The 21,564-nt window shown below is 54.3% G+C and carries 19 protein-coding genes; 8 read left to right on the top strand and 11 right to left on the bottom strand.

Annotation, left to right across the window (positions count from 1 at the left end; translation table 11 throughout):
* The first annotated feature begins 44 nt into the window (after positions 1 to 44).
* A complete protein-coding gene (locus NWP14_RS25395; RefSeq protein ID WP_375216170.1) occupies positions 45 to 965 on the top strand; it encodes an alpha/beta hydrolase in 921 nt (306 codons plus the stop codon).
* Positions 966 to 980: 15 nt separating this feature from the next.
* Here NWP14_RS25395 and fabY read toward each other — a convergent pair whose 3' ends face one another.
* From fabY to typA, 5 genes are all read right to left on the bottom strand, one after another.
* Entirely contained in the window at positions 981 to 1,922 is a 942-nt protein-coding gene (gene fabY, locus NWP14_RS25390; protein ID WP_157349441.1) for a fatty acid biosynthesis protein FabY, read from the bottom strand.
* Between the two features lie 44 nt (positions 1,923 to 1,966).
* Positions 1,967 to 2,404, bottom strand: coding sequence for a D-aminoacyl-tRNA deacylase (gene dtd / locus NWP14_RS25385; protein ID WP_375216169.1), 438 nt, complete (start codon positions 2,402 to 2,404; stop codon positions 1,967 to 1,969).
* A complete protein-coding gene (locus NWP14_RS25380) occupies positions 2,401 to 3,261 on the bottom strand; it encodes a virulence factor BrkB family protein (protein ID WP_095105765.1) in 861 nt (286 codons plus the stop codon). The genes dtd and NWP14_RS25380 overlap by 4 nt, the downstream gene beginning before the upstream one ends.
* A gap of 2 nt (positions 3,262 to 3,263) precedes the next feature.
* Positions 3,264 to 3,854 carry a glucose-1-phosphatase gene (yihX, locus tag NWP14_RS25375; RefSeq protein ID WP_095105751.1) on the bottom strand — a complete coding sequence of 197 codons (591 nt, stop codon included), beginning with the start codon at positions 3,852 to 3,854 and terminating at the stop codon, positions 3,264 to 3,266.
* Positions 3,855 to 3,988: 134 nt separating this feature from the next.
* Positions 3,989 to 5,812, bottom strand: a complete 1,824-nt coding sequence (typA, locus tag NWP14_RS25370) for a ribosome-dependent GTPase TypA (protein ID WP_095105748.1) — start codon at positions 5,810 to 5,812, stop codon at positions 3,989 to 3,991.
* 379 nt (positions 5,813 to 6,191) lie between these two features.
* Here typA and glnA point away from each other — a divergent pair, with 379 nt between their 5' ends.
* The 3 genes from glnA to glnG all read left to right on the top strand — a co-directional run bounded on the left by glnA (position 6,192) and on the right by glnG (position 10,256).
* Complete coding sequence (glnA, locus tag NWP14_RS25365; protein WP_045853701.1) at positions 6,192 to 7,601, top strand: glutamate--ammonia ligase; 1,410 nt, start codon at positions 6,192 to 6,194, stop codon at positions 7,599 to 7,601.
* Between the two features lie 187 nt (positions 7,602 to 7,788).
* A complete protein-coding gene (glnL, locus tag NWP14_RS25360; RefSeq protein WP_095105745.1) occupies positions 7,789 to 8,838 on the top strand; it encodes a nitrogen regulation protein NR(II) in 1,050 nt (349 codons plus the stop codon).
* An 8-nt stretch (positions 8,839 to 8,846) separates the two neighbouring features.
* Complete coding sequence (glnG, locus tag NWP14_RS25355; RefSeq protein WP_095105742.1) at positions 8,847 to 10,256, top strand: nitrogen regulation protein NR(I); 1,410 nt, start codon at positions 8,847 to 8,849, stop codon at positions 10,254 to 10,256.
* A 70-nt stretch (positions 10,257 to 10,326) separates the two neighbouring features.
* Here glnG and hemN read toward each other — a convergent pair whose 3' ends face one another.
* Entirely contained in the window at positions 10,327 to 11,700 is a 1,374-nt protein-coding gene (gene hemN, locus NWP14_RS25350) for an oxygen-independent coproporphyrinogen III oxidase (RefSeq protein ID WP_095105739.1), read from the bottom strand.
* A 188-nt stretch (positions 11,701 to 11,888) separates the two neighbouring features.
* Positions 11,889 to 12,395, bottom strand: coding sequence for a Der GTPase-activating protein YihI (yihI, locus tag NWP14_RS25345; RefSeq protein WP_095105736.1), 507 nt, complete (start codon positions 12,393 to 12,395; stop codon positions 11,889 to 11,891).
* 584 nt (positions 12,396 to 12,979) lie between these two features.
* Between yihI and yihA the strand changes: the two genes are divergently transcribed.
* Complete coding sequence (gene yihA / locus NWP14_RS25340; RefSeq protein WP_041143382.1) at positions 12,980 to 13,612, top strand: ribosome biogenesis GTP-binding protein YihA/YsxC; 633 nt, start codon at positions 12,980 to 12,982, stop codon at positions 13,610 to 13,612.
* Between the two features lie 371 nt (positions 13,613 to 13,983).
* Here yihA and polA read toward each other — a convergent pair whose 3' ends face one another.
* Positions 13,984 to 16,770: a DNA polymerase I gene (gene polA / locus NWP14_RS25335; RefSeq protein ID WP_375216168.1), complete on the bottom strand. Its 2,787-nt coding sequence runs from the start codon at positions 16,768 to 16,770 to the stop codon at positions 13,984 to 13,986.
* 395 nt (positions 16,771 to 17,165) lie between these two features.
* On the opposite strand from polA, the gene NWP14_RS25330 reads away from it, so the two are divergent.
* Positions 17,166 to 18,065 carry an acyltransferase gene (locus NWP14_RS25330; RefSeq protein ID WP_375216167.1) on the top strand — a complete coding sequence of 300 codons (900 nt, stop codon included), beginning with the start codon at positions 17,166 to 17,168 and terminating at the stop codon, positions 18,063 to 18,065.
* Between the two features lie 51 nt (positions 18,066 to 18,116).
* Here the strand turns inward: NWP14_RS25330 and dsbA are convergent, their stop codons facing one another.
* The 3 genes from dsbA to NWP14_RS25315 form a co-directional block, all read right to left on the bottom strand.
* A complete protein-coding gene (gene dsbA, locus NWP14_RS25325; RefSeq protein ID WP_041143379.1) occupies positions 18,117 to 18,740 on the bottom strand; it encodes a thiol:disulfide interchange protein DsbA in 624 nt (207 codons plus the stop codon).
* Positions 18,741 to 18,767: 27 nt separating this feature from the next.
* Positions 18,768 to 19,754 (bottom strand): serine/threonine protein kinase, encoded by a 987-nt coding sequence (locus tag NWP14_RS25320; protein ID WP_095105725.1) that lies wholly within the window; start codon positions 19,752 to 19,754, stop codon positions 18,768 to 18,770.
* A 75-nt stretch (positions 19,755 to 19,829) separates the two neighbouring features.
* A complete protein-coding gene (locus NWP14_RS25315) occupies positions 19,830 to 20,099 on the bottom strand; it encodes a YihD family protein (RefSeq protein WP_045853708.1) in 270 nt (89 codons plus the stop codon).
* 71 nt (positions 20,100 to 20,170) lie between these two features.
* Between NWP14_RS25315 and mobA the strand changes: the two genes are divergently transcribed.
* Together mobA and mobB are read left to right on the top strand one after the other, a co-directional pair.
* Positions 20,171 to 20,752 (top strand): molybdenum cofactor guanylyltransferase MobA, encoded by a 582-nt coding sequence (gene mobA / locus NWP14_RS25310; RefSeq protein ID WP_095105724.1) that lies wholly within the window; start codon positions 20,171 to 20,173, stop codon positions 20,750 to 20,752.
* Complete coding sequence (gene mobB, locus NWP14_RS25305) at positions 20,749 to 21,261, top strand: molybdopterin-guanine dinucleotide biosynthesis protein MobB (RefSeq protein WP_375216166.1); 513 nt, start codon at positions 20,749 to 20,751, stop codon at positions 21,259 to 21,261. Before mobA ends, mobB begins: the two co-directional genes overlap by 4 nt.
* Positions 21,262 to 21,564 lie beyond the last annotated feature (303 nt).

Below are 21,564 nucleotides of genomic sequence, written 5' to 3'. Positions count from 1 at the left end.
ACCAGGCTATAAAGCTGTATATCCATACAGAAAAGGACAGACAGATGACGCTGGAAAAAGGCATTAACCGGCTGGTTGATGAGTTTATCGCGGCGGGCCGCCCCTCTTCGCGAGCGCAGAATATTGATGACCGGAGAGCGGGCTACGTGGCCAGTACGGTGCTGGCGGGAGAACCTGAAACCCGCGTGCAGGTCGAGGATATCGTGATAGAAGGAATGACCTTTCGCGTGATATCGCCGCAGGACGCCGTCGGCCTGCTCCCCACGGTTATTTACTATCACGGCGGCTGCTTTATCAGCGGCGGCTTCGCCACCCACGATCCGCAGCTTCGGCAGCTGGCGTATGAGAGCCGCTGCCGGGTCATCGCCGTGCAGTACCGGCTGGCACCCGAGCATACCTTCCCTGCCGCACATGATGATGCGCAGAACGGCGCCTTAATTATCCACCGCCATGCCGGGCGGCTGGGCGTAGATACCTCGCGCATCACGCTGGCCGGAGACAGCGCTGGCGGGCATCTGGCACTGGTTACCGCCCTGCGGCTGAAAACAACGACAGAGTGGCGGCCCGCGCGGCTGATCCTGATTTACCCGATGCTGGACGCCACCGCCCGCTCGGCAAGCTACGTCAGCAACGGCGAAGATTACATCATCACCCGGGATACGCTGCTGAGCGGCTACGAGATGTATCTACCCTCGACCGACTTTGCCCATCCGGAGGCGAGCCCTCTGTGGCGAGAGGACTTCAACGGCCTGCCGCCGGTGCATATTATTACCGCAGAATACGACCCGCTGCGCGATGAAGGCGAAGCCTTATATCGCCGGCTGCTCCAGCAGAACGTCGAGTGCAGCGCTCAGCGCTACCTCGGGGTTATTCACGGCTTCTTTCAGCTTGGGGGGATCAGCCCGGCGGCGCGAGATGCTATGCGGGATATCGCCTGGCGAAGCGGTTCACCAGGCGCCGCATAAGGTAAGAGGGACGGGCTACTCTTCTTCGTTGCCGCCCTCTTCGTACGAGCCAAACGGCTTCGCGGGCAGAACGATATAAATGCCTTCAAAAACGGCACCCTGATTCTCATCGCCAAACAGCTCCACCTGAAGCTGTACCCGCGCTTTACGGCCGCGGGCCAGGCGGTCAAGATCGCCGCTTAAGGACCCCAGGTCCGCAACCGCGCTCGGGCGGCCGCTAATCGGCTGGCTGTAGCGGATATGCGCGTCGGCAAGGATAATCGTTCCGCCCAGGTGCCGCTCGCGCAGCATCAGCCAGATAAGCCCCCAGCCGGTGAGGGTCGCGAGGGAAAACAGGCTTCCGGCAAACAGCGTGTGGTGCGGATTCTGGTTGCCCGCTTCAGGCATGGTGGTGATGAATTTTTTCCCGGTGTACTGCTGGATGCGCACGCCCATTTTTTCGCTGAGCGGAATGTGCTGATACCAGGCCTGTTGCAGCTGTCCGCACCAGTCACCGCGGTGAAGAATATCGTCCAGCGAGGCAATCGGCTTGATCATCAGAAAATGGCGAATCGGCGTGGTGGTTGGCGTGGTTATCTCGCCCTGGTTAACGAACCCCAGCTTGGCAAAGAAATCCACCGCATCCTCGCGGGCGCTGCAGGTCACCCGCTTCACGCCTTCCTGGCGCGCCACGGACTCCAGGGTCATCGCCATTAACGTCCCGAGCCCTTTATCCTGTACGGAAGGGTGCACCGCCATAAAGCGAATGGAGGCTTCATTTTCAGCGTTAACGTACAGCCGCCCTACGGCAACCAAATTTCCGTCTTCATCCACCACCATCTGGTGATGCGCCATGGCATCCCAGGCATCGCGTTCCGACCCTTTTGGCTGATGCAGCGGTTTACGCAGCATCTCCCAGCGGAACTGATAGTAGCTCTCTAACTCTTCTTCTGTTTGCGGTACACGAAGGTGATACATAGCTGTACTCTCTTTTGTTACCCGCAGCCGGCCCGGAAGCTGACTCATACCTGTAACCAGAAAGTTACAGGACCATCATTGACCAGCGAGACCTGCATATCCGCAGCGAATCTTCCGGTCTGTGTGTGCATTTCCTGCTGCCGACAGCGCGCGACGAAATACTCATACAGGGCCTCAGCGGCATCGGGCGCGGCGCCTTTTGAGAAGCCCGGACGCATGCCGCGCTCGGTATCCGCAGCCAGCGTAAACTGTGAGACGACCAGCACGCTGCCGCCAGCCTGCTGGACGTTGAGGTTCATTTTGCCTTCCGCATCGCTAAAGATGCGGTAGCCCAGCACGCGTTCACAGAGGCGGTTCGCCTTCTGCTCATCGTCATCTTTCTCGACCCCTAACAGCACCAGAAGCCCCGGGCCGATTTCACCCGTCACATCGCCCTCCACGGTAACGCTTGCACGGGATACGCGTTGAATTAATGCAATCATAGTTGTTCTGTTTCTTCTTTTTTTAGTTTGCGGTATTCCCCGAGAGTGACAGTAATTTCAGCCCCAAGCAAGACGATACACCACGTCCAGTACACCCAAACAAACAAAATGGGCACGACGGCTATCACGCCATAAATCAGCTGGTACGACGGAAACGCGGTGATATACAGGGCAAACGCTTTTTTACCGGCCTCAAACAGCAGCGCGGCCACCAGCGATCCTATCACCGCGTCGCGGTTTCGCACCTGCGTCGTCGGGACAATGCTGTAAAGCAGCCAAAACGCCGCCCACGATAAAATCAGCGGGAAGATGCGCAGCACGTCATCAATGACGCTATTGAGCTCGCTGGCCCAGCGCAGCGACAGCAGGTATGAGCTGATCGCCAGGCTCGCCCCCGCCAGTAAAGGTCCGAGGGTAAGGATCATCCAGTAGACCGCAAAAGAGTAGATTTTTGGCCGGGCGCGCGCGCTGCGCCATATGGTATTCAGCGCGCTATCGATCGAATACATCAGCAGCAGCGACGTCACGATCAGCCCGCAGGCGCCGACCGCCGTCATTCGGCTGGAGTTAGCAACAAACTGCTCGATATAGCGCTGAATGACATCCCCCGTCGCCGGGATAAAGTTGGCAAAGATAAAGTGGCGTATCTGCCCGCTCACTTCGGAAAACATGGGAAAGGCGGAGAAAAGCGCGAACACCACGGCAATCAGCGGCACCAGCGCGAGTAACGACACATAGGCAAGATTTCCCGCCAGTGTCGTCATATTGTCTTCATCAATCCGGTGCCACAGCAGCTTTAGCCAGGCCAGCAGCGGCCGGCACCGGTGCTTCGCTTTTTGATGAACGGTTTTTAACATAATCATTGCGCAAAGTAGTCGGGGATGGTCTCCTTTCCGGTCACCAAAATGCTGGTTATTCCCAACCGGTTCGCACCCGCGATATTCTCGGCGTTATCGTCAAAGAAGACCGTATCTGCAGCGGAAAAACCCTCCTCCTGCAGGACGCTTTGGTAGATCCGCTCCTCAGGCTTACGCATCCCCATCTCCTGCGAAAGATAGATACGATCGGCCGCGGCGCGCACCTGCGGATATTCATCTGGCCAGAAAGTGGTGTGCAGGCGGTTGGTATTCGACAGCACGACGACGCGGTGTCCCTGCTCGCGTAGTTTTTGCATAATCGCGATGACCTCCGGGCGGAGAGCCACAAATACAGCCTGCCAGCCGTGGGAAAACTGCTCATAGCTCAGCGCCATATTCATCTCATGGCACATCGCTTCAGCGAAGGCTTCGTCGCTGATTTCACCGCGCTCGTGCTGGCGAAACGCCTCACCCATGGTGAAGTGCTGCTTCAGCGTCGCCAGCGGAATGCGGCTTAAATCACTCCACGTTCCGAGTACCCGGTTGAAGTCGATGTCGACAATCACATTACCTAAATCAAAGATATAGAGCATGGCCCTCTCCTTTTGCACCGTGGAAAATTAACTGTAGCGGGAAAGGCGGGGTTTGACTATGAGGTGAGCGCTTTGCGCCCAAAAAAGAAACCCCGCCATAAAGGCGGGGTTGGGGCATCAACAGGCAGCGAGAATTAGTCTTCTTTCGCACCGCGCATTGCGCGTTTACGATCGTTCTCGGTCAGGTGACGTTTACGAATACGTACGGAAGCAGGGGTCACTTCTACCAGTTCGTCGTCATCAATGAACTCAAGAGCTTGTTCCAGAGTCATTTTGATCGGCGGAACCAGAACCGTTGCTTCGTCAGTACCGGACGCACGCATGTTGGTCAGTTTCTTACCGGTCAGGCAGTTTACGGTCAGGTCGTTAGAACGACTGTGAATACCGATGATCTGGCCTTCGTAAACTTCAGCACCGTGGCCCAGGAACAGCTTGCCGCGGTCCTGCAGGCTGAACAGTGCGAACGCAACTGCTTTACCCTGACCGTTGGAGATCAGTACGCCGTTCTGACGCTGGCCAACATCGCCCGCACGAACATCATCGTAGTGGCTGAAGGTGGAGTACAGCAGACCGGTACCGGAGGTCATGGTCATGAACTCAGAACGGAAGCCAATCAGGCCACGGCTTGGGATCACGTAGTCGAGACGTACGCGGCCTTTGCCATCTGGATTCATGTTTTTCAGGTCGCCTTTACGCTCACCCAGAGCCTGCATCACAGAACCCTGATGCTGCTCTTCAACGTCCAGCGTTACGTTTTCGAACGGCTCTTGTTTGCGGCCGTCGATTTCGCGGAAGATAACTTTCGGACGGGAAACCGCCATTTCGAAACCTTCACGACGCATGTTCTCGATAAGAACGGACAGGTGCAGTTCGCCACGGCCAGAAACGCGGAATGCGTCGGCATCCGGAGTTTCTTCAACGCGCAGCGCTACGTTGTGCACCAGCTCTTTGTTCAGGCGATCGAGGATCTGGCGAGAAGTAACGTACTTACCTTCTTTACCACAGAACGGAGAGGTGTTAACGCAGAAGAACATAGATACGGTCGGTTCATCAACGGACAGCGGCGGCAGCGCTTCGACGTTCTGCGGATCGCAGATGGTGTCGGAGATGTTCAGCTCGCCCAGACCGGTGATCGCAATGATATCGCCAGCTTCCGCGACGTCAGTCTCGATACGTTCCAGACCAAGGTGGCCCAGGACTTTACCGACTTTACCGTTACGGGTTTTGCCTTCGCTATCAATGATCGTGATCTGCTGGTTCGGCTTCACTTTACCGCGTTTGATGCGACCGATGCCGATTACGCCAACGTAGTTGTTGTAATCAAGCTGGGAGATCTGCATCTGCAGCGGGCCATCAATATCAACGTCCGGAGCCGGTACGCGATCGATGATGGTCTGATACAGCGGAGTCATGTCTTCAGCCATATCTTCGTGGTCCAGACCCGCGATACCGTTCAGCGCAGATGCGTAAACGATAGGGAAGTCCAGCTGCTCATCAGTTGCGTCGAGGTTAACGAACAGATCGAAGACCTGATCGACAACCCAGTCAGGGCGCGCGCCCGGACGGTCAACTTTGTTGATGACCACGATCGGCTTCAGGCCGTGGGCAAAGGCTTTCTTGGTGACGAAGCGCGTTTGCGGCATTGGGCCGTCAAAGGCATCAACCACCAGCAGCACAGAATCAACCATGGACATAACACGCTCAACTTCACCTCCGAAGTCGGCGTGCCCAGGGGTATCAACGATGTTGATACGGTAATCATTCCATTTGATTGCGGTGTTTTTCGCGAGGATGGTAATCCCACGCTCTTTCTCCAAATCGTTGGAGTCCATCACACGCTCTTGTGTTTCGGCACGTGCATCGAACGTACCGGATTGCTGGAGCAGCTTGTCGACCAGGGTAGTTTTACCATGGTCAACGTGCGCGATGATGGCGATGTTACGCAGATTTTCGATCACAAACTTTGCCTCAGGCATTAGAAATAGCGCGTTATTGTACACGTAATAAGCGAAGGACTGAACAGGATCACAAACATCCTCCGCAAACAAGTATTGCAGAGTTTCTTTGTGATCGCTTTCACGGAGCGATAAAAGGGCACCGTAACAAAAAGTGCACCAAAATGGTGCTCAACGTTCACACTGAGGCACTATTTTGGTGCATTATTCCTATCATGGTGCAGTTCTTTTGCACTATGGTGCGCATGATACAGCGTTTTACATAGCATTTAAAAGTTGGCACAGATTTCGCTTTATCTATTTTAAGGCAACAACGCCACTTTAAGTAGTAAAAAAGTTTTCGTTACCACGACGACAATGACCAATCCGGGAGAGTTTAAGTATGTCCGCTGAACACGTTTTGACGATGCTGAACGAGCACGAAGTGAAGTTTGTCGATCTGCGCTTCACCGATACCAAAGGTAAAGAACAGCACGTCACGATTCCTTCTCATCAGGTTAATGCCGAATTCTTCGAAGAAGGCAAAATGTTTGATGGCTCCTCGATTGGTGGCTGGAAAGGTATTAACGAATCTGACATGGTTCTGATGCCGGATGCGACCACCGCGCTGATCGACCCGTTCTATGAAGAACCTACGCTGATCATCCGCTGCGATATCCTGGAACCAGGCACCCTGCAGGGCTACGATCGTGACCCGCGCTCCATCGCTAAACGCGCTGAAGAGTACCTGCGTTCTACCGGCCTGGCAGACACCGTACTCTTCGGGCCAGAGCCAGAGTTCTTCCTGTTCGATGACGTTCGCTTTGGCGCTTCTATCTCCGGTTCCCACGTGGCTATCGACGATATCGAAGGCGCATGGAACTCCTCCACCAAATATGAAGGTGGCAACAAAGGTCACCGTCCTGGCGTGAAAGGCGGTTACTTCCCGGTTCCGCCGGTTGACTCCTCTCAGGACATCCGTTCTACCATGTGTATGATCCTGGAAGAGATGGGCCTGGTTGTTGAAGCTCACCACCACGAAGTCGCGACTGCTGGTCAGAACGAAATCGCTACCCGCTTCAACACCATGACCAAAAAAGCGGACGAAATTCAGATCTACAAATACGTTGTGCACAACGTTGCTCACCGCTTCGGTAAAACAGCGACCTTTATGCCAAAACCAATGTTTGGCGATAACGGTTCCGGTATGCACTGCCATATGTCCCTGTCCAAGAACGGCGTAAACCTGTTCTCTGGCGACAAATATGCTGGCCTGTCTGAGCAAGCGCTGTTCTACATCGGTGGCGTCATCAAACACGCCAAAGCGATTAACGCCTTGGCTAACCCGACCACCAACTCCTACAAGCGTCTGGTCCCGGGTTACGAAGCGCCGGTTATGCTGGCTTACTCTGCCCGTAACCGTTCCGCCTCTATCCGTATTCCGGTGGTCACCTCTCCGAAAGCGCGTCGTATCGAAGTGCGCTTCCCGGACCCGGCCGCCAACCCGTACCTGTGCTTCGCTGCGCTGCTGATGGCTGGTCTTGACGGTATCAAGAACAAAATCCATCCGGGCGAAGCGATGGACAAAAACCTGTATGACCTGCCGCCGGAAGAAGCGAAAGAGATCCCACAGGTTGCTGGCTCTCTGGAAGAAGCACTGAACGCGCTGGACGCTGACCGTGAGTTCCTGACCGCTGGTGGCGTATTCACCAACGACGCTATCGATGCCTACATCGCCCTGCGTATTGAAGAAAACGACCGCGTACGCATGACTCCGCACCCGGTTGAGTTCGAGCTGTACTACAGCGTCTAATTTTGCTGTAAATCCTCGGTATTCCGTGTTGTGGCGTGGGATACCAAGGATATTTTGTTGCCGTGGAAACTTTCAGCCCATCTCAGGATGGGCTTTTTTCTCCACCAACATGCTGATCTTATGCGCTTTTTAATTATAAAAAGCTATACTGCACTAAAATAGTGCACTCTTTTCAGGAGACTGTCAGATGGCAACAGGCACTCAGCCCGATGCTGGGCAGATCCTTAACTCTTTAATCAACAGCATCTTATTGGTCGATGACGACCTGGCGGTGCATTACGCGAACCCGGCGGCGCAGCAGCTGCTGGCGCAAAGTTCACGTAAGCTATACGGCACGCCACTCCCCGAGCTGTTGAGCTACTTTTCGCTGAATATCGGTCTGATGCAGGAGAGCCTGCTGGCGGGCCAGGGCTTTACCGACAACGAAGTCACCCTGGTGATCGATGGCCGCTCGCATATTCTGTCCTTAACCGCACAGCGTCTGCCGGAAGGGCAAATCCTGCTGGAGATGGCGCCAATGGATAACCAGCGGCGTCTGAGCCAGGAGCAGCTACAGCACGCGCAGCAGATCGCGGCGCGTGATTTAGTCCGCGGCCTGGCCCACGAGATTAAGAACCCTTTGGGCGGCCTGCGGGGCGCAGCGCAGCTGCTGAGCAAGGCGCTACCCGATCCGGCGCTGATGGAATACACCAACGTCATCATTGAGCAGGCCGACCGCTTAAGAAATCTGGTCGATCGCCTGCTGGGACCGCAGCATCCCGGAATGCACGTTACCGAAAGCATCCATAAAGTCGCTGAGCGGGTGGTGAAGCTGGTTTCGATGGAGCTGCCGGATAACGTCAAGCTTACCCGTGATTACGACCCTAGCCTGCCGGAGCTGGCGCACGACCCGGACCAAATCGAACAGGTCCTGCTGAATATCGTACGCAATGCGCTGCAGGCGCTGGGGCCAGAAGGCGGCGAAATTATTCTGCGTACCCGTACCGCCTTCCAGCTGACGCTGCATGGCGTACGCTACCGTCTCGCTGCGCGCATCGACGTTGAAGACAACGGCCCGGGAATTCCGTCCCATTTACAGGATACGCTGTTTTATCCCATGGTCAGCGGTCGCGAAGGCGGTACCGGTTTGGGGCTTTCCATTGCCCGCAGTCTCATCGATCGACACTCCGGCAAAATTGAATTTACCAGTTGGCCAGGGCATACCGAATTCTCGGTGTTCCTGCCTATTCGGAAGTAGAGGTGTTTATGCAACGAGGGATAGCCTGGATCGTTGATGACGATAGCTCCATCCGTTGGGTGCTTGAACGCGCGCTCACCGGGGCAGGCTTGAGTTGTACAACGTTTGAAAGCGGCAACGAGGTGCTTGATGCACTCACCACCAAAACCCCGGATGTACTGCTGTCTGATATTCGGATGCCGGGGATGGATGGGCTGGCGCTGCTGAAACAAATTAAGCAACGCCATCCGATGCTTCCGGTCATCATAATGACCGCGCATTCGGATCTGGATGCCGCAGTAAGCGCCTATCAGCAGGGGGCTTTTGATTATCTGCCGAAACCTTTTGATATCGATGAAGCCGTGGCGCTGGTTGACCGCGCCATCAGCCACTATCAGGAGCAGCAGCAGCCGAGAAATGCGCCGATAAACAGCCCAACGGCCGATATCATCGGCGAAGCGCCGGCGATGCAGGACGTTTTTCGCATTATCGGCCGCCTGTCGCGTTCTTCCATTAGCGTGCTGATCAATGGTGAATCCGGTACCGGTAAGGAGCTGGTCGCCCACGCCCTGCACCGCCACAGCCCGCGGGCAAAGGCGCCGTTTATCGCGCTGAATATGGCCGCAATTCCAAAAGATTTGATCGAGTCCGAGCTGTTCGGCCATGAGAAAGGAGCGTTTACCGGCGCCAACACCGTACGCCAGGGCCGTTTTGAGCAGGCCGATGGCGGCACGCTGTTCCTCGATGAAATTGGCGATATGCCGCTGGACGTGCAGACGCGCCTGCTGCGCGTGCTGGCCGACGGTCAGTTCTATCGCGTTGGCGGCTATGCGCCGGTGAAGGTGGATGTCAGGATCATTGCCGCTACCCACCAAAACCTCGAGCAGCGCGTTCAGGAGGGTAAATTCCGTGAGGACTTATTCCACCGTCTGAACGTGATACGCGTCCATCTGCCGCCGCTGCGCGAGCGCCGGGAGGATATTCCGCGCCTGGCTCGCCACTTCCTGCAGGTTGCGGCTCGCGAACTTGGCGTTGAGGCTAAGCTGCTGCATCCGGAAACGGAAACGGCGCTAACCCGTTTGGCCTGGCCGGGTAACGTACGTCAGCTCGAAAATACCTGCCGCTGGCTGACGGTGATGGCCGCAGGTCAGGAAGTTCTGACCCAGGATCTTCCCAGCGAGCTGTTTGAAACCTCGGTACCGGACAGCCCAACGCATATACAGCCGGATAGCTGGGCGACGCTGCTGGGACAATGGGCCGATCGCGCCCTGCGATCCGGTCATCAAAACCTGCTCTCTGAGGCTCAGCCGGAAATGGAGCGGACTCTGCTGACCACCGCCCTGCGCCATACGCAGGGACACAAGCAGGAGGCTGCACGCCTGCTGGGATGGGGACGAAATACGCTTACCCGCAAGCTGAAAGAGCTGGGAATGGAGTAACAAGGTTCGCGCTGGCCGCCCGGCCAGCCGTTTTACCAACCCGGCAGGCCATGCGCCGCCGGGGTTTCGCTTAAATCACCCGTGAGAACTGCTGTATCCGCGCTTTCTGGCGCAGATAGGCATCAAAGCACATGCAGACGTTGCGGATCAGCAGCCGGCCTTTCGGCGTCACCTGAATCCCCTTTTCATCGACATCCACCAGCCCATCTTTCGCCAGCGGTTCGAGCAGCTGCAGATCTTCGGCAAAATAATGCCGACAATCGACATCCCACTGCGCGGTGACGGCAGAAAAATCGAGACGGAAATTACAGATCAGCGATTTGATGACGTCCCGGCGAATGCAGTCATCTCGGGTCAGCGCAATACCGCGCCACAGGCCGTTCCCGATGTCATCAACCTGCTGATAGTATTGCTTCAGCTCTTTCTGGTTCTGCGCGTAGCAGTCGCCGATCATGCTGATTGCAGAAACGCCCATCCCCAGCAGGTCGGTGTCGCCCTGCGTGGTGTAGCCCTGGAAGTTGCGATGCAGGACGCCTTCACGTTGGGCAATCGCCAGCTCGTCATCCGGACGCGCAAAATGATCCATACCGATAAACTGATAGCCGGCATCGGTGAGCGAGCCGATCGTCTCCTGCAGGATATCCAGCTTCTGTTCCGCCGTAGGCAGGTCCGCATCTTTGATTTTACGCTGCGCGGCAAAGAGCGTTGGCAGATGCGCATAGTTGAATACGCTCAGGCGATCGGGATTGAGTTCGGCCACCTTCTGCAGCGTAAAGGCAAAACTTTCTGGCGTTTGCTTCGGCAGGCCATAAATCAAATCGATATTGGTAGAGGTAAACCCAATGTCACGCGCATGGTTGAGCAGAGCAAAGATAAACTCTTCATCCTGCTCGCGGTTCACCAGACGCTGCACCTCTTTATTGAAGTCCTGCACGCCCATACTCAGGCGATTGAAGCCCTCAGCGCGCAGGTGATCCAGCACATCCAGCTCAATTTCCCGCGGATCGACTTCAATTGAAATCTCGGCATCGGCAATAAAACGGAAGTGGGTGCGCAGCAAATTCATCAGCCGGCTGATTTGTTCTTTATTCAGATAGGTTGGCGTTCCGCCGCCCCAGTGCAGCTGATGCACCTGGCGCCCGGTAAAAAGCGGGGCCCGATGAATAATTTCCTGCTCGAGCACGTCCAGGTACTGGTCAGCCTTATGCTGCTGGCGAGTAACAATTTTATTGCAGCCGCAGAAATAGCAGAGCTTATGGCAAAACGGGATATGCACGTACAGCGATAGCGGGCGCTGCGGATAGCGGGCCACCGCCTCGTCGAACTCAGCGGCGCCAAATTCTGGAGAAAACTCCAGCGCGGTGGGGTACGAGGTATAACGGGGCCCGGAATAGTTATATTTTTGGATCAGGGCCAGATCCCAGTCGATTAACTGCACAGACATGCTCACTCCTTCCGATGGTGCCGCCGGCGGGTACGCCGCCCCGGCCCAACCGCACTTCGGGTAATGAGCCGGTTGCGCAGCCATTTCTGACGCCGCGACAACCGTCGTAGTTTAGCGAATAACCACAGCAGATAACACATAACCAGAAGGGTTATAAGCAGGACCGGGAATCCGACTGAGTGCAAACGTTAGTTTCCACCCTTCAGCAGGCGCATCATATCTTCCTTGCGCTCTTCTTCTTCCTCATCTTCATCATCGTCGTAGGAGAGGCCGAGCTGCTGCATAAGCTCATCAATGCGATCGAGCTTGGCATCAACCCAGGTCTGCTCTTCAGCATTCAGGGAACCACCCTCTTCCAGACGTTCCAGCAGCGCGTCCAGGCGCTCATCGTTTTCCAGCAAATCCAGCTCAGCCTGCGGTGAAAGCATAGGTTTCTCGCTCTTCGGTTTGTGCTGCTTAGTAGCCGGGGTGCTCTCGGTCACGCCCAGCGGAATCGGTTTTTTACTACCAATACGCGGATCTTGCTGCTGACCTGCTTTTTTGCCAGCCGAAGAGGCTTCTCCGCCGGTGGCGCGACTTCCTGCCGTATGACCGCGATGCTTCTTCTGACGCTTGCGATCGCGGGATTCCTGATTCACTTCTTCACGCGTCTTACGCTGTGTTTTACCACGGGATACAGCTGTAGGTTTTTTCATTGTGTGTAATCTTCAGATCGTTTTCTTCAGTATAGAATTGAGGCGGAATCTAGCAGAAAGCAAGCAAAGAAAAAAGGCGACAGATTACTCTGTCGCCTTTTTCCTCACGAACAACCCTTAAAGGGTTTCCACTTTCCATGTTAGCTAACGACAAACCCTGTCTTTCCCTTAGCTAATGTTACATCCCTTTCCCTTTGAAAACGTCTCCAGACGCCCGTCATCCTGACAATCCTTGGTCTTCGCCTCCTGGCACTCCCTGACTGCTCATCCTGAGCCATAATCCTGTTGGCATCCTCGCCTTGACCACTACTTTACCGGGTTAAAGGAAACCTACAACCAGGCACGGTGTAAAAAAGCAATTTTCAGAATTTTCTTCAAGAGTTAATACATTGATAAACAACGATTTTAACTGTTACTTAACTACTCTTTCTCATGGATTTCGCATATCACGAATGGTCAATGTCTTACAAAGCATAGGGTTTTAACCTACAGCGGCCTTAATTCACGGGATGCGGTAAAAACAGTCTTTTTCTGCTGTTCAGGTATAATCCCCGCCATAGCCTTATTTAACGGAGACGACAGTCTTGACCAACTGGAATTATCAACAGACGCATTTTGTCACCAGCGCACCGGATATCCGCCATCTTCCTTCCGATACCGGAATCGAAGTGGCGTTTGCCGGCCGCTCAAATGCCGGGAAATCCAGCGCCCTGAATACGCTGACGAATCAGAAAAGCCTCGCGCGTACCTCAAAAACGCCGGGACGAACCCAGCTAATTAACCTGTTCGAAGTTGCCGACGGCAAACGCCTGGTCGATTTACCGGGCTACGGCTACGCTCAGGTCCCTGAGGAGATGAAGATCAAATGGCAGCGGGCGCTGGGTGAATACCTCGAAAAACGCCTGTGTCTGAAAGGACTGGTCATTTTGATGGATATTCGCCATCCGCTGAAAGACCTCGACCAGCAGATGATCGAATGGGCCGTAGAAAGCGATATCCAGGTGCTGGTGCTGCTCACTAAGTCCGATAAGCTGGCCAGCGGAGCCCGCAAAGCGCAGCTCAATATGGTGCGTGAAGCGGTACTCGCCTTTAACGGCGATGTGCAGGTTGAGGCGTTCTCTTCGCTGAAGAAATCAGGCGTCGATAAACTGCGTCAGAAGCTCGATAGCTGGTTTAACGAAATCCCGCCTCAGGAAGAGATCGAAGACGGGGAGTAATCTCCGCCAGACTCCCCGGATAACGGCGCGTAGCGCCTTATTCGGGCGACAAAATCAGGCCAACTCTCACCATCCCGATCGAGAACCGGTCGAGAAAAACTTTTCTTTCGCGCAATAAAAAACGCCCCGGTCATAAATGACCGGGGCGGCTAAAATATTCAGCCAAATCCGATTACGTGAAGTAAAAGGTCTGAAAGATAGAACATCTTACCTCTGTACCCTACGTCATTAACTCTACTCTTCTTTCAGTTATGGAGAAAGCACTTTTTGTAGTTTTTTTTCACTCTTTACATAGCAAATTCGAATGATCGTCACAAAACGCTATAAGTTATGTTGCTTACTTACAGAAAAAGGCTCTCTCCACGAAACGCTTAGTGCGCTTGATCCCAGTTTTCTCCACTACCCACTTCCACCAGCAGCGGTACCGCCAGCGTGGTGCTGTTTTCCATTAATTCATGGACCTTTTTCGCCACGCTATCGAGGTCATCTTTATGCACTTCAAAGACCAGTTCATCGTGCACCTGCATGATCATCCGCACCCGCGGCTTCTCGGCCAGCAGCCACTCGTCCACGGCAATCATCGCCCGTTTAATGATATCCGCCGCCGTACCCTGCATTGGCGCGTTGATTGCCGCTCGCTCGGCGCCTGCACGACGCGCGCCGTTGCTGGATTTGATGTCCGGAAGATAGAGCCGACGACCGTCCAGAGTTTCAACATATCCCTGCTCTTTAGCCTGCGAGCGGGTGCGCTCCATATACTCCAGCACGCCCGGATAGCGTTCGAAGTAGAGATCCATATACTTCTGCGCTTCTCTGCGCGGAATATTGAGCTGGCGCGCGAGGCCGAAAGCGCTCATGCCGTAGATCAAACCAAAGTTGATCGCTTTAGCGCTACGACGCTGCTCGCCGCTGACGCTCTCCAGCGGCAGGCCAAATACCTCAGCCGCCGTCGCCCGGTGGATATCTTTCCCCTCAGCAAAAGCGGTCAGCAGGCCGTTATCACGAGATAAATGGGCCATAATGCGCAATTCAATCTGCGAGTAGTCGGCAGAGACGATGAGATAATCTTGCGGCGCGATAAACGCCTGACGAATGCGTCGCCCTTCCTCGTTACGCACCGGTATATTTTGCAGGTTAGGGTCCGTTGAAGAGAGACGCCCGGTGGCGGTGACGGCCTGGTGATAAGAAGTATGGACCCGGCCGGTTTTGGGGTTAATCATCAGCGGCAGCTTATCGGTATACGTCGACTTCAGCTTGGCCAGCCCGCGGTACTCAAGAATCACCTTCGGCAGCGGATAGTCCAGCGCCAGCTCTTCCAGCACCTCTTCCGAAGTCGATGGCGCGCCGCCTGGGGTTTTCTTCAGCGGTTTAATACCCTGCTTTTCAAACAGAATTGTTTGCAGCTGTTTCGGCGAGGAGAGATTGAACTCTTCCCCGGCGATCTCATAGGCCTTCTGCTCCAGCTCAATCAGGCGCTTAGCGAGCTCCTGAGAATGGGCGTGCAGCACCGCCGGATCAATTTTTACCCCATTGCGCTCAACGCGGGATAACACCGGTACCAGCGGCATTTCGATATTTTTAAATACGTGCAGCGGCCCTTCGTGCTGCTGCAGCTTCGGCCACATCTTCAGATGCAGCTGCAGAGTGACGTCGGCATCTTCAGCCGCATAGCGTCCCGCTTCTTCCAACGCAATCTGGTTAAACGTAAGCTGGTTCTTTCCTTTGCCGGCAATCTCTTCGAAGGTGATGGTTTTATGTTTTAGCCAGCGATCGGAGAGGCTGTCCATATCATGACGCCCCGCCACGCTATCAAGGATGTAGGACTCCAGCATCGTATCAAAGGCAATGCCGCGAAGTTCAATGTCATAGTTAGCCAAAATCCCGCGGTCATACTTCAGGTTTTGCCCAACTTTGAGGAGGCTGTTATCTTCCAGCAGCGGCTTGAGCAACTCAAGCACGCGATCGCGCGGGATCTGATCCGGCGCATCGAGATAATCATGCGCGACCGGTACATAGGCCGCGACGCCGGGTTCGATAGCGAACGACAGGCCGACCATATTGGCAGAGATGTTATCCAGGCTGTCCGTTTCCGTATCGAAAGCAAACAGCGGCGCTTTCTTCAGCTTCTCAATCCACGCCGTCAGCGTCTCTTCATCGAGAATCGTGACGTAGTTTTCGGCAGACAGCGTTGATGCAGCTTCAACAGGCTCTTCTTCAGCCACCGCAGCTTGCGTTGGTTTTGCCGCCGGTTTACTCCCTTTTGCCTGCATCCATTTGCCGGACTCCACGTCGGTTATCCAGCGCTTGAATTCATATTTTTTAAACAGCGTCAGCAGATCGTCCGCCGCCGGCTCCAGCACCAGCAGTTCTTCACAGCTCAGATCCAGCTCCACATCTGTTTTAATGGTTGCCAGCTGGTAAGAGAGGTACGCCACCTCTTTATTCTGTTCCAGCTTCGCCGCCATCGTTTTGGCGCCACGGAAGCTCAGGCCAGCGATTTTTTCCGCTTCGGCATACAGCGTATCAAGGCCGCCTAATCCCTGTAGCAGGGCCTGGGCGGTTTTCTCTCCGACGCCCGGAACGCCTGGAATATTATCCGAGGAGTCGCCCATCAAGGCGAGGAAGTCGATGATCAGCTCAGGCGGAACGCCGTACTTCGTCACCACTTCATCCGGGCCGAGGATCGTATTCGTCATGGTATTAATCAGGGTGATACCCGGAGTGACCAGCTGAGCCATGTCCTTATCGCCGGTACTGATCAATACCGGACGACCCGCTTTTTCAGCCTCACGCGCCAGGGTGCCAATCACATCGTCAGCCTCCACGCCCGGTACCGCCATCAGCGGCAGGCCCATGGCTTTCACCATCGTGTGCAGCGGCTCAATCTGCGCGCGCAGATCGTCGGGCATCGGCGGACGGTGGGATTTGTAGTGCTCAAACAGTTCGTCACGGAAAGTTTTTCCTTTGGCATCAAACACCACCACGGCGTGGGTGGGCTGGTACTGCAGGATCAGGCTTCGCAGCATATTCAGCACGCCATACATTGCGCCGGTCGGCTCGCCTGCGCTGTTGGTCAGCGGCGGGAATGCGTGATATGCCCGGTAAAGGTAAGAGGAGCCGTCAACGAGGATGAGAGGGTTTTCAGGGATCTGAACCATAATTTCCGTGCCTGTTTATCAGATTATGGATAAAGGATGCCACAGACAGGCATGAAAACCTGAATTTTTCCCACATTTCGCCGAAAAGATTCATCGATCCGGTCGATCGTGCGGTGAGGCTATCTGTGGATAAGTTTGTGCATAGTTTTAGACTGGTAGCCAGAGCGTCGGTAAAACAGCACGTATCATTATAATTAGTGTTTATTTATCATAATGTTATATATGTATTATTGATTTAAAGCCGTAGCGATGACTCAATGCTCCATGTGGATATAAGATCCGCGTATTTTTCTATTCTCGTTAGACCCATCATTTGCTGCGTTTTCTGATAAAATCAGGCTCTTGCGCTGTTTAATCGCGCTCTTTCTCAGCCTAACTTTCTGAATAAAATAACTATGTCGAGATTACTCGTTGCGATAACGCTTCCTCTGAGTATCGCTCTTACCATCTTAGTCACCATTATTTGTTCCGTACCGATAATCATCGCCGGACTGATTAAACTGCTGCTGCCGATCCCTGCGGTATGGCGGGCTATATCTCATTTTTGCAATTTCATGATGTACTGCTGGTGCGAAGGGCTGGCGCTGCTGCTGTACCTCAATCCGAGGCTGAAGTGGGACGTGCAGGGTCTTGAAGGGCTGAATAAAAAAAACTGGTATCTGCTCATTAGCAACCATCATAGCTGGGCAGATATCGTGGTGCTCTGCGTTCTGTTCCGCAAGCATATACCGATGAACAAATATTTCCTCAAGCAGCAGTTAGCCTGGGTGCCCTTTATCGGTCTTGCCTGCTGGGCGTTGGATATGCCCTTTATGCGTCGCTACTCGCGAGGCTATTTAATTCGCCACCCGGAGCGCCGCGGCAAAGATGTTGAAACGACCCGTCGCTCCTGCGAGAAATTCCGCGCTTACCCAACGACCATCGTTAACTTCGTAGAAGGGTCGCGTTTCACCGAGGAAAAGCAGCACCAGACCCGTTCGCCTTACGCCAATTTATTGCCCCCAAAGGCGGCGGGCATTGCGATGGCGCTAAACGTACTGGGTAGTCAGTTCGATAAGCTGCTGGACGTGACGTTATGCTATCCACAGAATAACCGGCGCCCCTTTTACGATATGCTCTGCGGCCGCCTCACGCGTATCGTGGTCCTCGTTAATCTGATGCCCGTTGCTGAAGAGCTGCACGGTGATTACGTGAATGATAAAAACTTTAAACGTCGTTTTCAGCGGTGGCTGAACGAGTTATGGCAAGAAAAAGACGGTCGGCTGACGGAAATGCTGCGACGGCAGGAAAAGTAATCTTATTGAGCCCGAAAGCAACAACGCCGGTCAGTGACCGGCGTTATTTTTTTATTTCTTCTCAACCAGCTGCTTAACGGTATCAGCATACTGGGCGACAAATGCGTCCATATTGCTGGTATCCATCCCCTGCGGGTTCAGCTGATATTTACCATTAACATACATCGCCGGCACGCCCTGCAGCTGCAGGTCAGCAGCCGCTTTTTCCTGCTGAGCAACCAGCGATTTCACCACAAAGCTGTTCCAGGCCGCATCGTAATCTTCACCCTTCACGCCGGCGTCAACGAAGACTTTACGAATATCGGCAACGGTCTGCACGGTTTGCGTTTTCTGTACCGCTTCAAACATCGGCACGGTGATCCGATCTTCAACGCCCAGCGCCATGGCCACCGCCCACGCCTGAGTTAAATCTTTGCCCAGCGGGCCAAGGAACTCAACGTGATATTTGGTCATTTTGACGCCTTCCGGCAGCTTTTTCTTCACGTTGTCAGAAACGTGCAGCACTTCTTCAAACTGATAGCAGTGCGGGCAGTAGAACGAGAAGAATTCGAGCACCTGAGGCTCGCCTGCAACCGGCTTCTCGAGGGTAATGTACTGCTTGCCGTCGGTTATCTGGGCAGCGGATGCACTAAAAGCCAGAATCATACCAGCCAGCGCCAGCCAAATTTTTTTCATTTTTAACTCTCTCCTGGAAATATCAGATTAATACATTGGCGTTAACTGAAGAGGGGGTTCCTGTAGAACCTTCACCTGCTCAAGAAAAGTTTTGCTCTGCCCGCGCCAGTAGTCTTCCTCGGTCAGCCATGGGAAGTTGATAGGGAAGGCAGGATCGTCCCAGCGTCTGAGCAACCACGCAAGGTAGTAAACTAAGCGCATGGCGCGTAAAGGTTCGATTAGGGCAATTTCGTCGGTGTTAAACGGGCTGAATTCTTCATAAGCTTCAACGATCGTCTCCAGCTGCATGCGCTGCTCGGCTTTATCGCCGTTCAGCAGCATCCAGAGATCCTGGATGGCGGGACCATTACGGGCATCATCCAGATCGACAAAAAGCGGGCCATCGCGCCAGAGAATATTTCCGGCGTGGCAGTCACCATGCAGGCGCAGGATCCTGGCACCACCGTCCCACTTCGCCGTGACCGCATCGATCAGCTTATCAGCGGCAGCAAGAAAACGTCCCTTCAGGCCGGCTGGTATCAGCGTTGATTGCTCAAAGACCGCGCGCGGCTCGAGTAAATATTCCTTAATGCCGATCTCTGGTCGGGCAACAAAGAGCTGCTTGCGCCCGGTTTGATGCAGGCGGCCAAGAAAACGCCCTACCCATTCCATCTGATCGAGGTTATCCGCTTCAAACTGACGCCCGCCCAGGCTTGGGAAAACGGCAAAGAAGAAGCCCTGGTGCTGATGAAGCGAGCGACCGTTGAAGAGCAGCGGCGCGGCGACGGGCACCTCATCCTGCTCTAGCTGGAGGGTAAACTGGTGTTCTTCGAGGATCTGTTCGGCAGACCAACGCTCAGGACGATAGAACTTCACCACATAGCGGCGGCGATCTTCGTCCTGAAACTGGTAAACGCGGTTTTCATAGCTATTCAGCGGGGTGAGACCTGAGTCTACCCGCATCCCCAGATCAAACAGGCCATCAATGATGGTATCCGGGTGAAGCGTCTGAAAATTGAAAGCCTTATCGTGCATCCTGACATCCGATAATCGTACGAATAGTTCAGGATATCATCTCATAACTCATTCTGCGGTCGCACTTACAACCTTTTACTCTTTAATCACGCCGCGAGCGCGCAGCAGGGCCGTTTTGAAATCTTCTTCGTAGTCTTTCTTAATCCCCGGAATAACGGCTTCTTTTGTAGAGTCACGCATCTTCAGGTGGTAAATAAGAATATCGTCAGAAAGATCGGCAAGTTCCCCCTTGTAACCGGCCTCTTTCGCCAGTTTCTGCAGGAATTGAATCAGATTCAGTTCCGGCTCTTTTTGCCAGGCTGGCTGGAGGAGTTCAATAACTTCATTCAGACGTTTACATTTCATGGTCATGCTCCTTACTCTTGATAGGCACAAGTTAACAGGGTCAATCCCACAATGAAAGAGGCGATATTTATATGCAAGGCGAGGCAATAACCGGCGTCGTGCTGGCCGGCGGAAAAGCCACGCGAATGGGCGGAGTGGATAAAGGACTGCAGCCGCTCAACGGGCAACCGCTATGGCGCTATGTTACAGGTGCGCTGGAACCGCAGGTGACGAGTCTGGCGATCAGCGCTAACCGTAATCTGGAAATCTGGCGAGCGACGGGTTACCCAATCTATACCGATAGCCTTAACGATTTTCCCGGGCCGCTGGCCGGTATGCTGTCGGTGATGCAGCAGATAGAGTGTCCCTGGTTTGCGTTTTGCCCCTGCGACACGCCGTTTATCCCCCCGTTTCTGGTTGAACGTTTGATGCAGCAGAAACAAGCATCCCCGGTGGTCTGGGCGCACGACGGGGAGCGGGATCATCCCGCTATAGCCCTGATGCATCGCCAGCTGATACCACAGCTTGAGGCCTATCTGGCGGCCGGCGAGCGACGGGTGATGGTCTTTATGCGTCAGGCAGGCGGGCATAGCGTCGATTTTAGTGACGTAAAGTCTGCGTTTATTAATATGAATACCCTTGCTGATTTGCAGAATATTCAGGAGCCTTCATGATCCCTGTATTGGCCATTTCGGCCTGGAGCGGAACCGGTAAAACAACCTTATTAAAGCAGCTGATCCCTGCATTATGCGCCGAGGGGTTGCGTCCTGGTTTGATAAAGCATACCCATCACGATATGGATGTCGATAAGCCCGGGAAAGACAGCTATGAGCTGCGTAAAGCAGGCGCCGCGCAAACCATTGTCGCCAGTACTCAGCGCTGGGCGCTGATGACTGAAACCCCGGATCAAGAAGAAGTGGACCTGCCGTGGCTGGTTAGCCGGATGGATGCCGCAAAGCTGGATATCGTGCTGGTAGAGGGTTTTAAGCATGAACCTGTGGCGAAGATCGTACTTTTTCGGCAAAACGGCGGGCATCATGTTGAGGATCTTATTCTGGATAAATACGTTATTGCCGTGGCCAGAGATGCTCCGGTTACGACATCTTTGCCCCAGCTGGATTTAAACAATATTTCGCAGATAGCGGCATTCATTGTGCGCTGGTTAGAAGAAGAACGAGGGTGATGGCAGCAAGGTTTAGTCGCGGATCGCGGCGCGTAGCGCTGCGGTACACCGTTTTTCCTGAACCGCAGACAACAAAAAAACCCCATGCCTGCGCATGAGGTTTCTTCGTCTGTCTGATGCCTGGCCGTTGTATGCCGGACCTCCTGCCCGCCACCCTCCGGGCTGCACGGCGTGCTGTGCGCTTACCGACAAACAACAGATAAAACAAAAGGCCCAGTCTTTCGACTGAGCCTTTCGTTTTATTTGATGCCTGGCAGTTCCCTACTCTCACATGGGGAGACCCCACACTACCATCGGCGCTAC

This window comes from Klebsiella sp. C349492 (assembly GCF_042055345.1).
GTDB classification, from domain to species: Bacteria; Pseudomonadota; Gammaproteobacteria; order Enterobacterales; family Enterobacteriaceae; genus Klebsiella; species Klebsiella scottii.
The sequence above is the reverse complement of the archived record's forward strand: the minus strand, read 5'-3'. Positions and strand labels throughout refer to the sequence as shown.

What these genes read in the sequence shown, in the direction of transcription:
- NWP14_RS25395 (WP_375216170.1), top strand. Translation starts at nt 45, where the DNA reads ATGACGCTGGAAAAAGGCATTAACCGGCTGGTTGATGAGTTTATCGCG.
- fabY (WP_157349441.1), bottom strand. Translation starts at nt 1,922, where the DNA reads ATGTATCACCTTCGTGTACCGCAAACAGAAGAAGAGTTAGAGAGCTAC.
- dtd (WP_375216169.1), bottom strand. Translation starts at nt 2,404, where the DNA reads ATGATTGCATTAATTCAACGCGTATCCCGTGCAAGCGTTACCGTGGAG.
- NWP14_RS25380 (WP_095105765.1), bottom strand. Translation starts at nt 3,261, where the DNA reads ATGTTAAAAACCGTTCATCAAAAAGCGAAGCACCGGTGCCGGCCGCTG.
- yihX (WP_095105751.1), bottom strand. Translation starts at nt 3,854, where the DNA reads ATGCTCTATATCTTTGATTTAGGTAATGTGATTGTCGACATCGACTTC.
- glnA (WP_045853701.1), top strand. Translation starts at nt 6,192, where the DNA reads ATGTCCGCTGAACACGTTTTGACGATGCTGAACGAGCACGAAGTGAAG.
- glnL (WP_095105745.1), top strand. Translation starts at nt 7,789, where the DNA reads ATGGCAACAGGCACTCAGCCCGATGCTGGGCAGATCCTTAACTCTTTA.
- glnG (WP_095105742.1), top strand. Translation starts at nt 8,847, where the DNA reads ATGCAACGAGGGATAGCCTGGATCGTTGATGACGATAGCTCCATCCGT.
- hemN (WP_095105739.1), bottom strand. Translation starts at nt 11,700, where the DNA reads ATGTCTGTGCAGTTAATCGACTGGGATCTGGCCCTGATCCAAAAATAT.
- yihI (WP_095105736.1), bottom strand. Translation starts at nt 12,395, where the DNA reads ATGAAAAAACCTACAGCTGTATCCCGTGGTAAAACACAGCGTAAGACG.
- polA (WP_375216168.1), bottom strand. Translation starts at nt 16,770, where the DNA reads ATGGTTCAGATCCCTGAAAACCCTCTCATCCTCGTTGACGGCTCCTCT.
- NWP14_RS25330 (WP_375216167.1), top strand. Translation starts at nt 17,166, where the DNA reads ATGTCGAGATTACTCGTTGCGATAACGCTTCCTCTGAGTATCGCTCTT.
- dsbA (WP_041143379.1), bottom strand. Translation starts at nt 18,740, where the DNA reads ATGAAAAAAATTTGGCTGGCGCTGGCTGGTATGATTCTGGCTTTTAGT.
- NWP14_RS25320 (WP_095105725.1), bottom strand. Translation starts at nt 19,754, where the DNA reads ATGCACGATAAGGCTTTCAATTTTCAGACGCTTCACCCGGATACCATC.
- NWP14_RS25315 (WP_045853708.1), bottom strand. Translation starts at nt 20,099, where the DNA reads ATGAAATGTAAACGTCTGAATGAAGTTATTGAACTCCTCCAGCCAGCC.
- mobA (WP_095105724.1), top strand. Translation starts at nt 20,171, where the DNA reads ATGCAAGGCGAGGCAATAACCGGCGTCGTGCTGGCCGGCGGAAAAGCC.
- mobB (WP_375216166.1), top strand. Translation starts at nt 20,749, where the DNA reads ATGATCCCTGTATTGGCCATTTCGGCCTGGAGCGGAACCGGTAAAACA.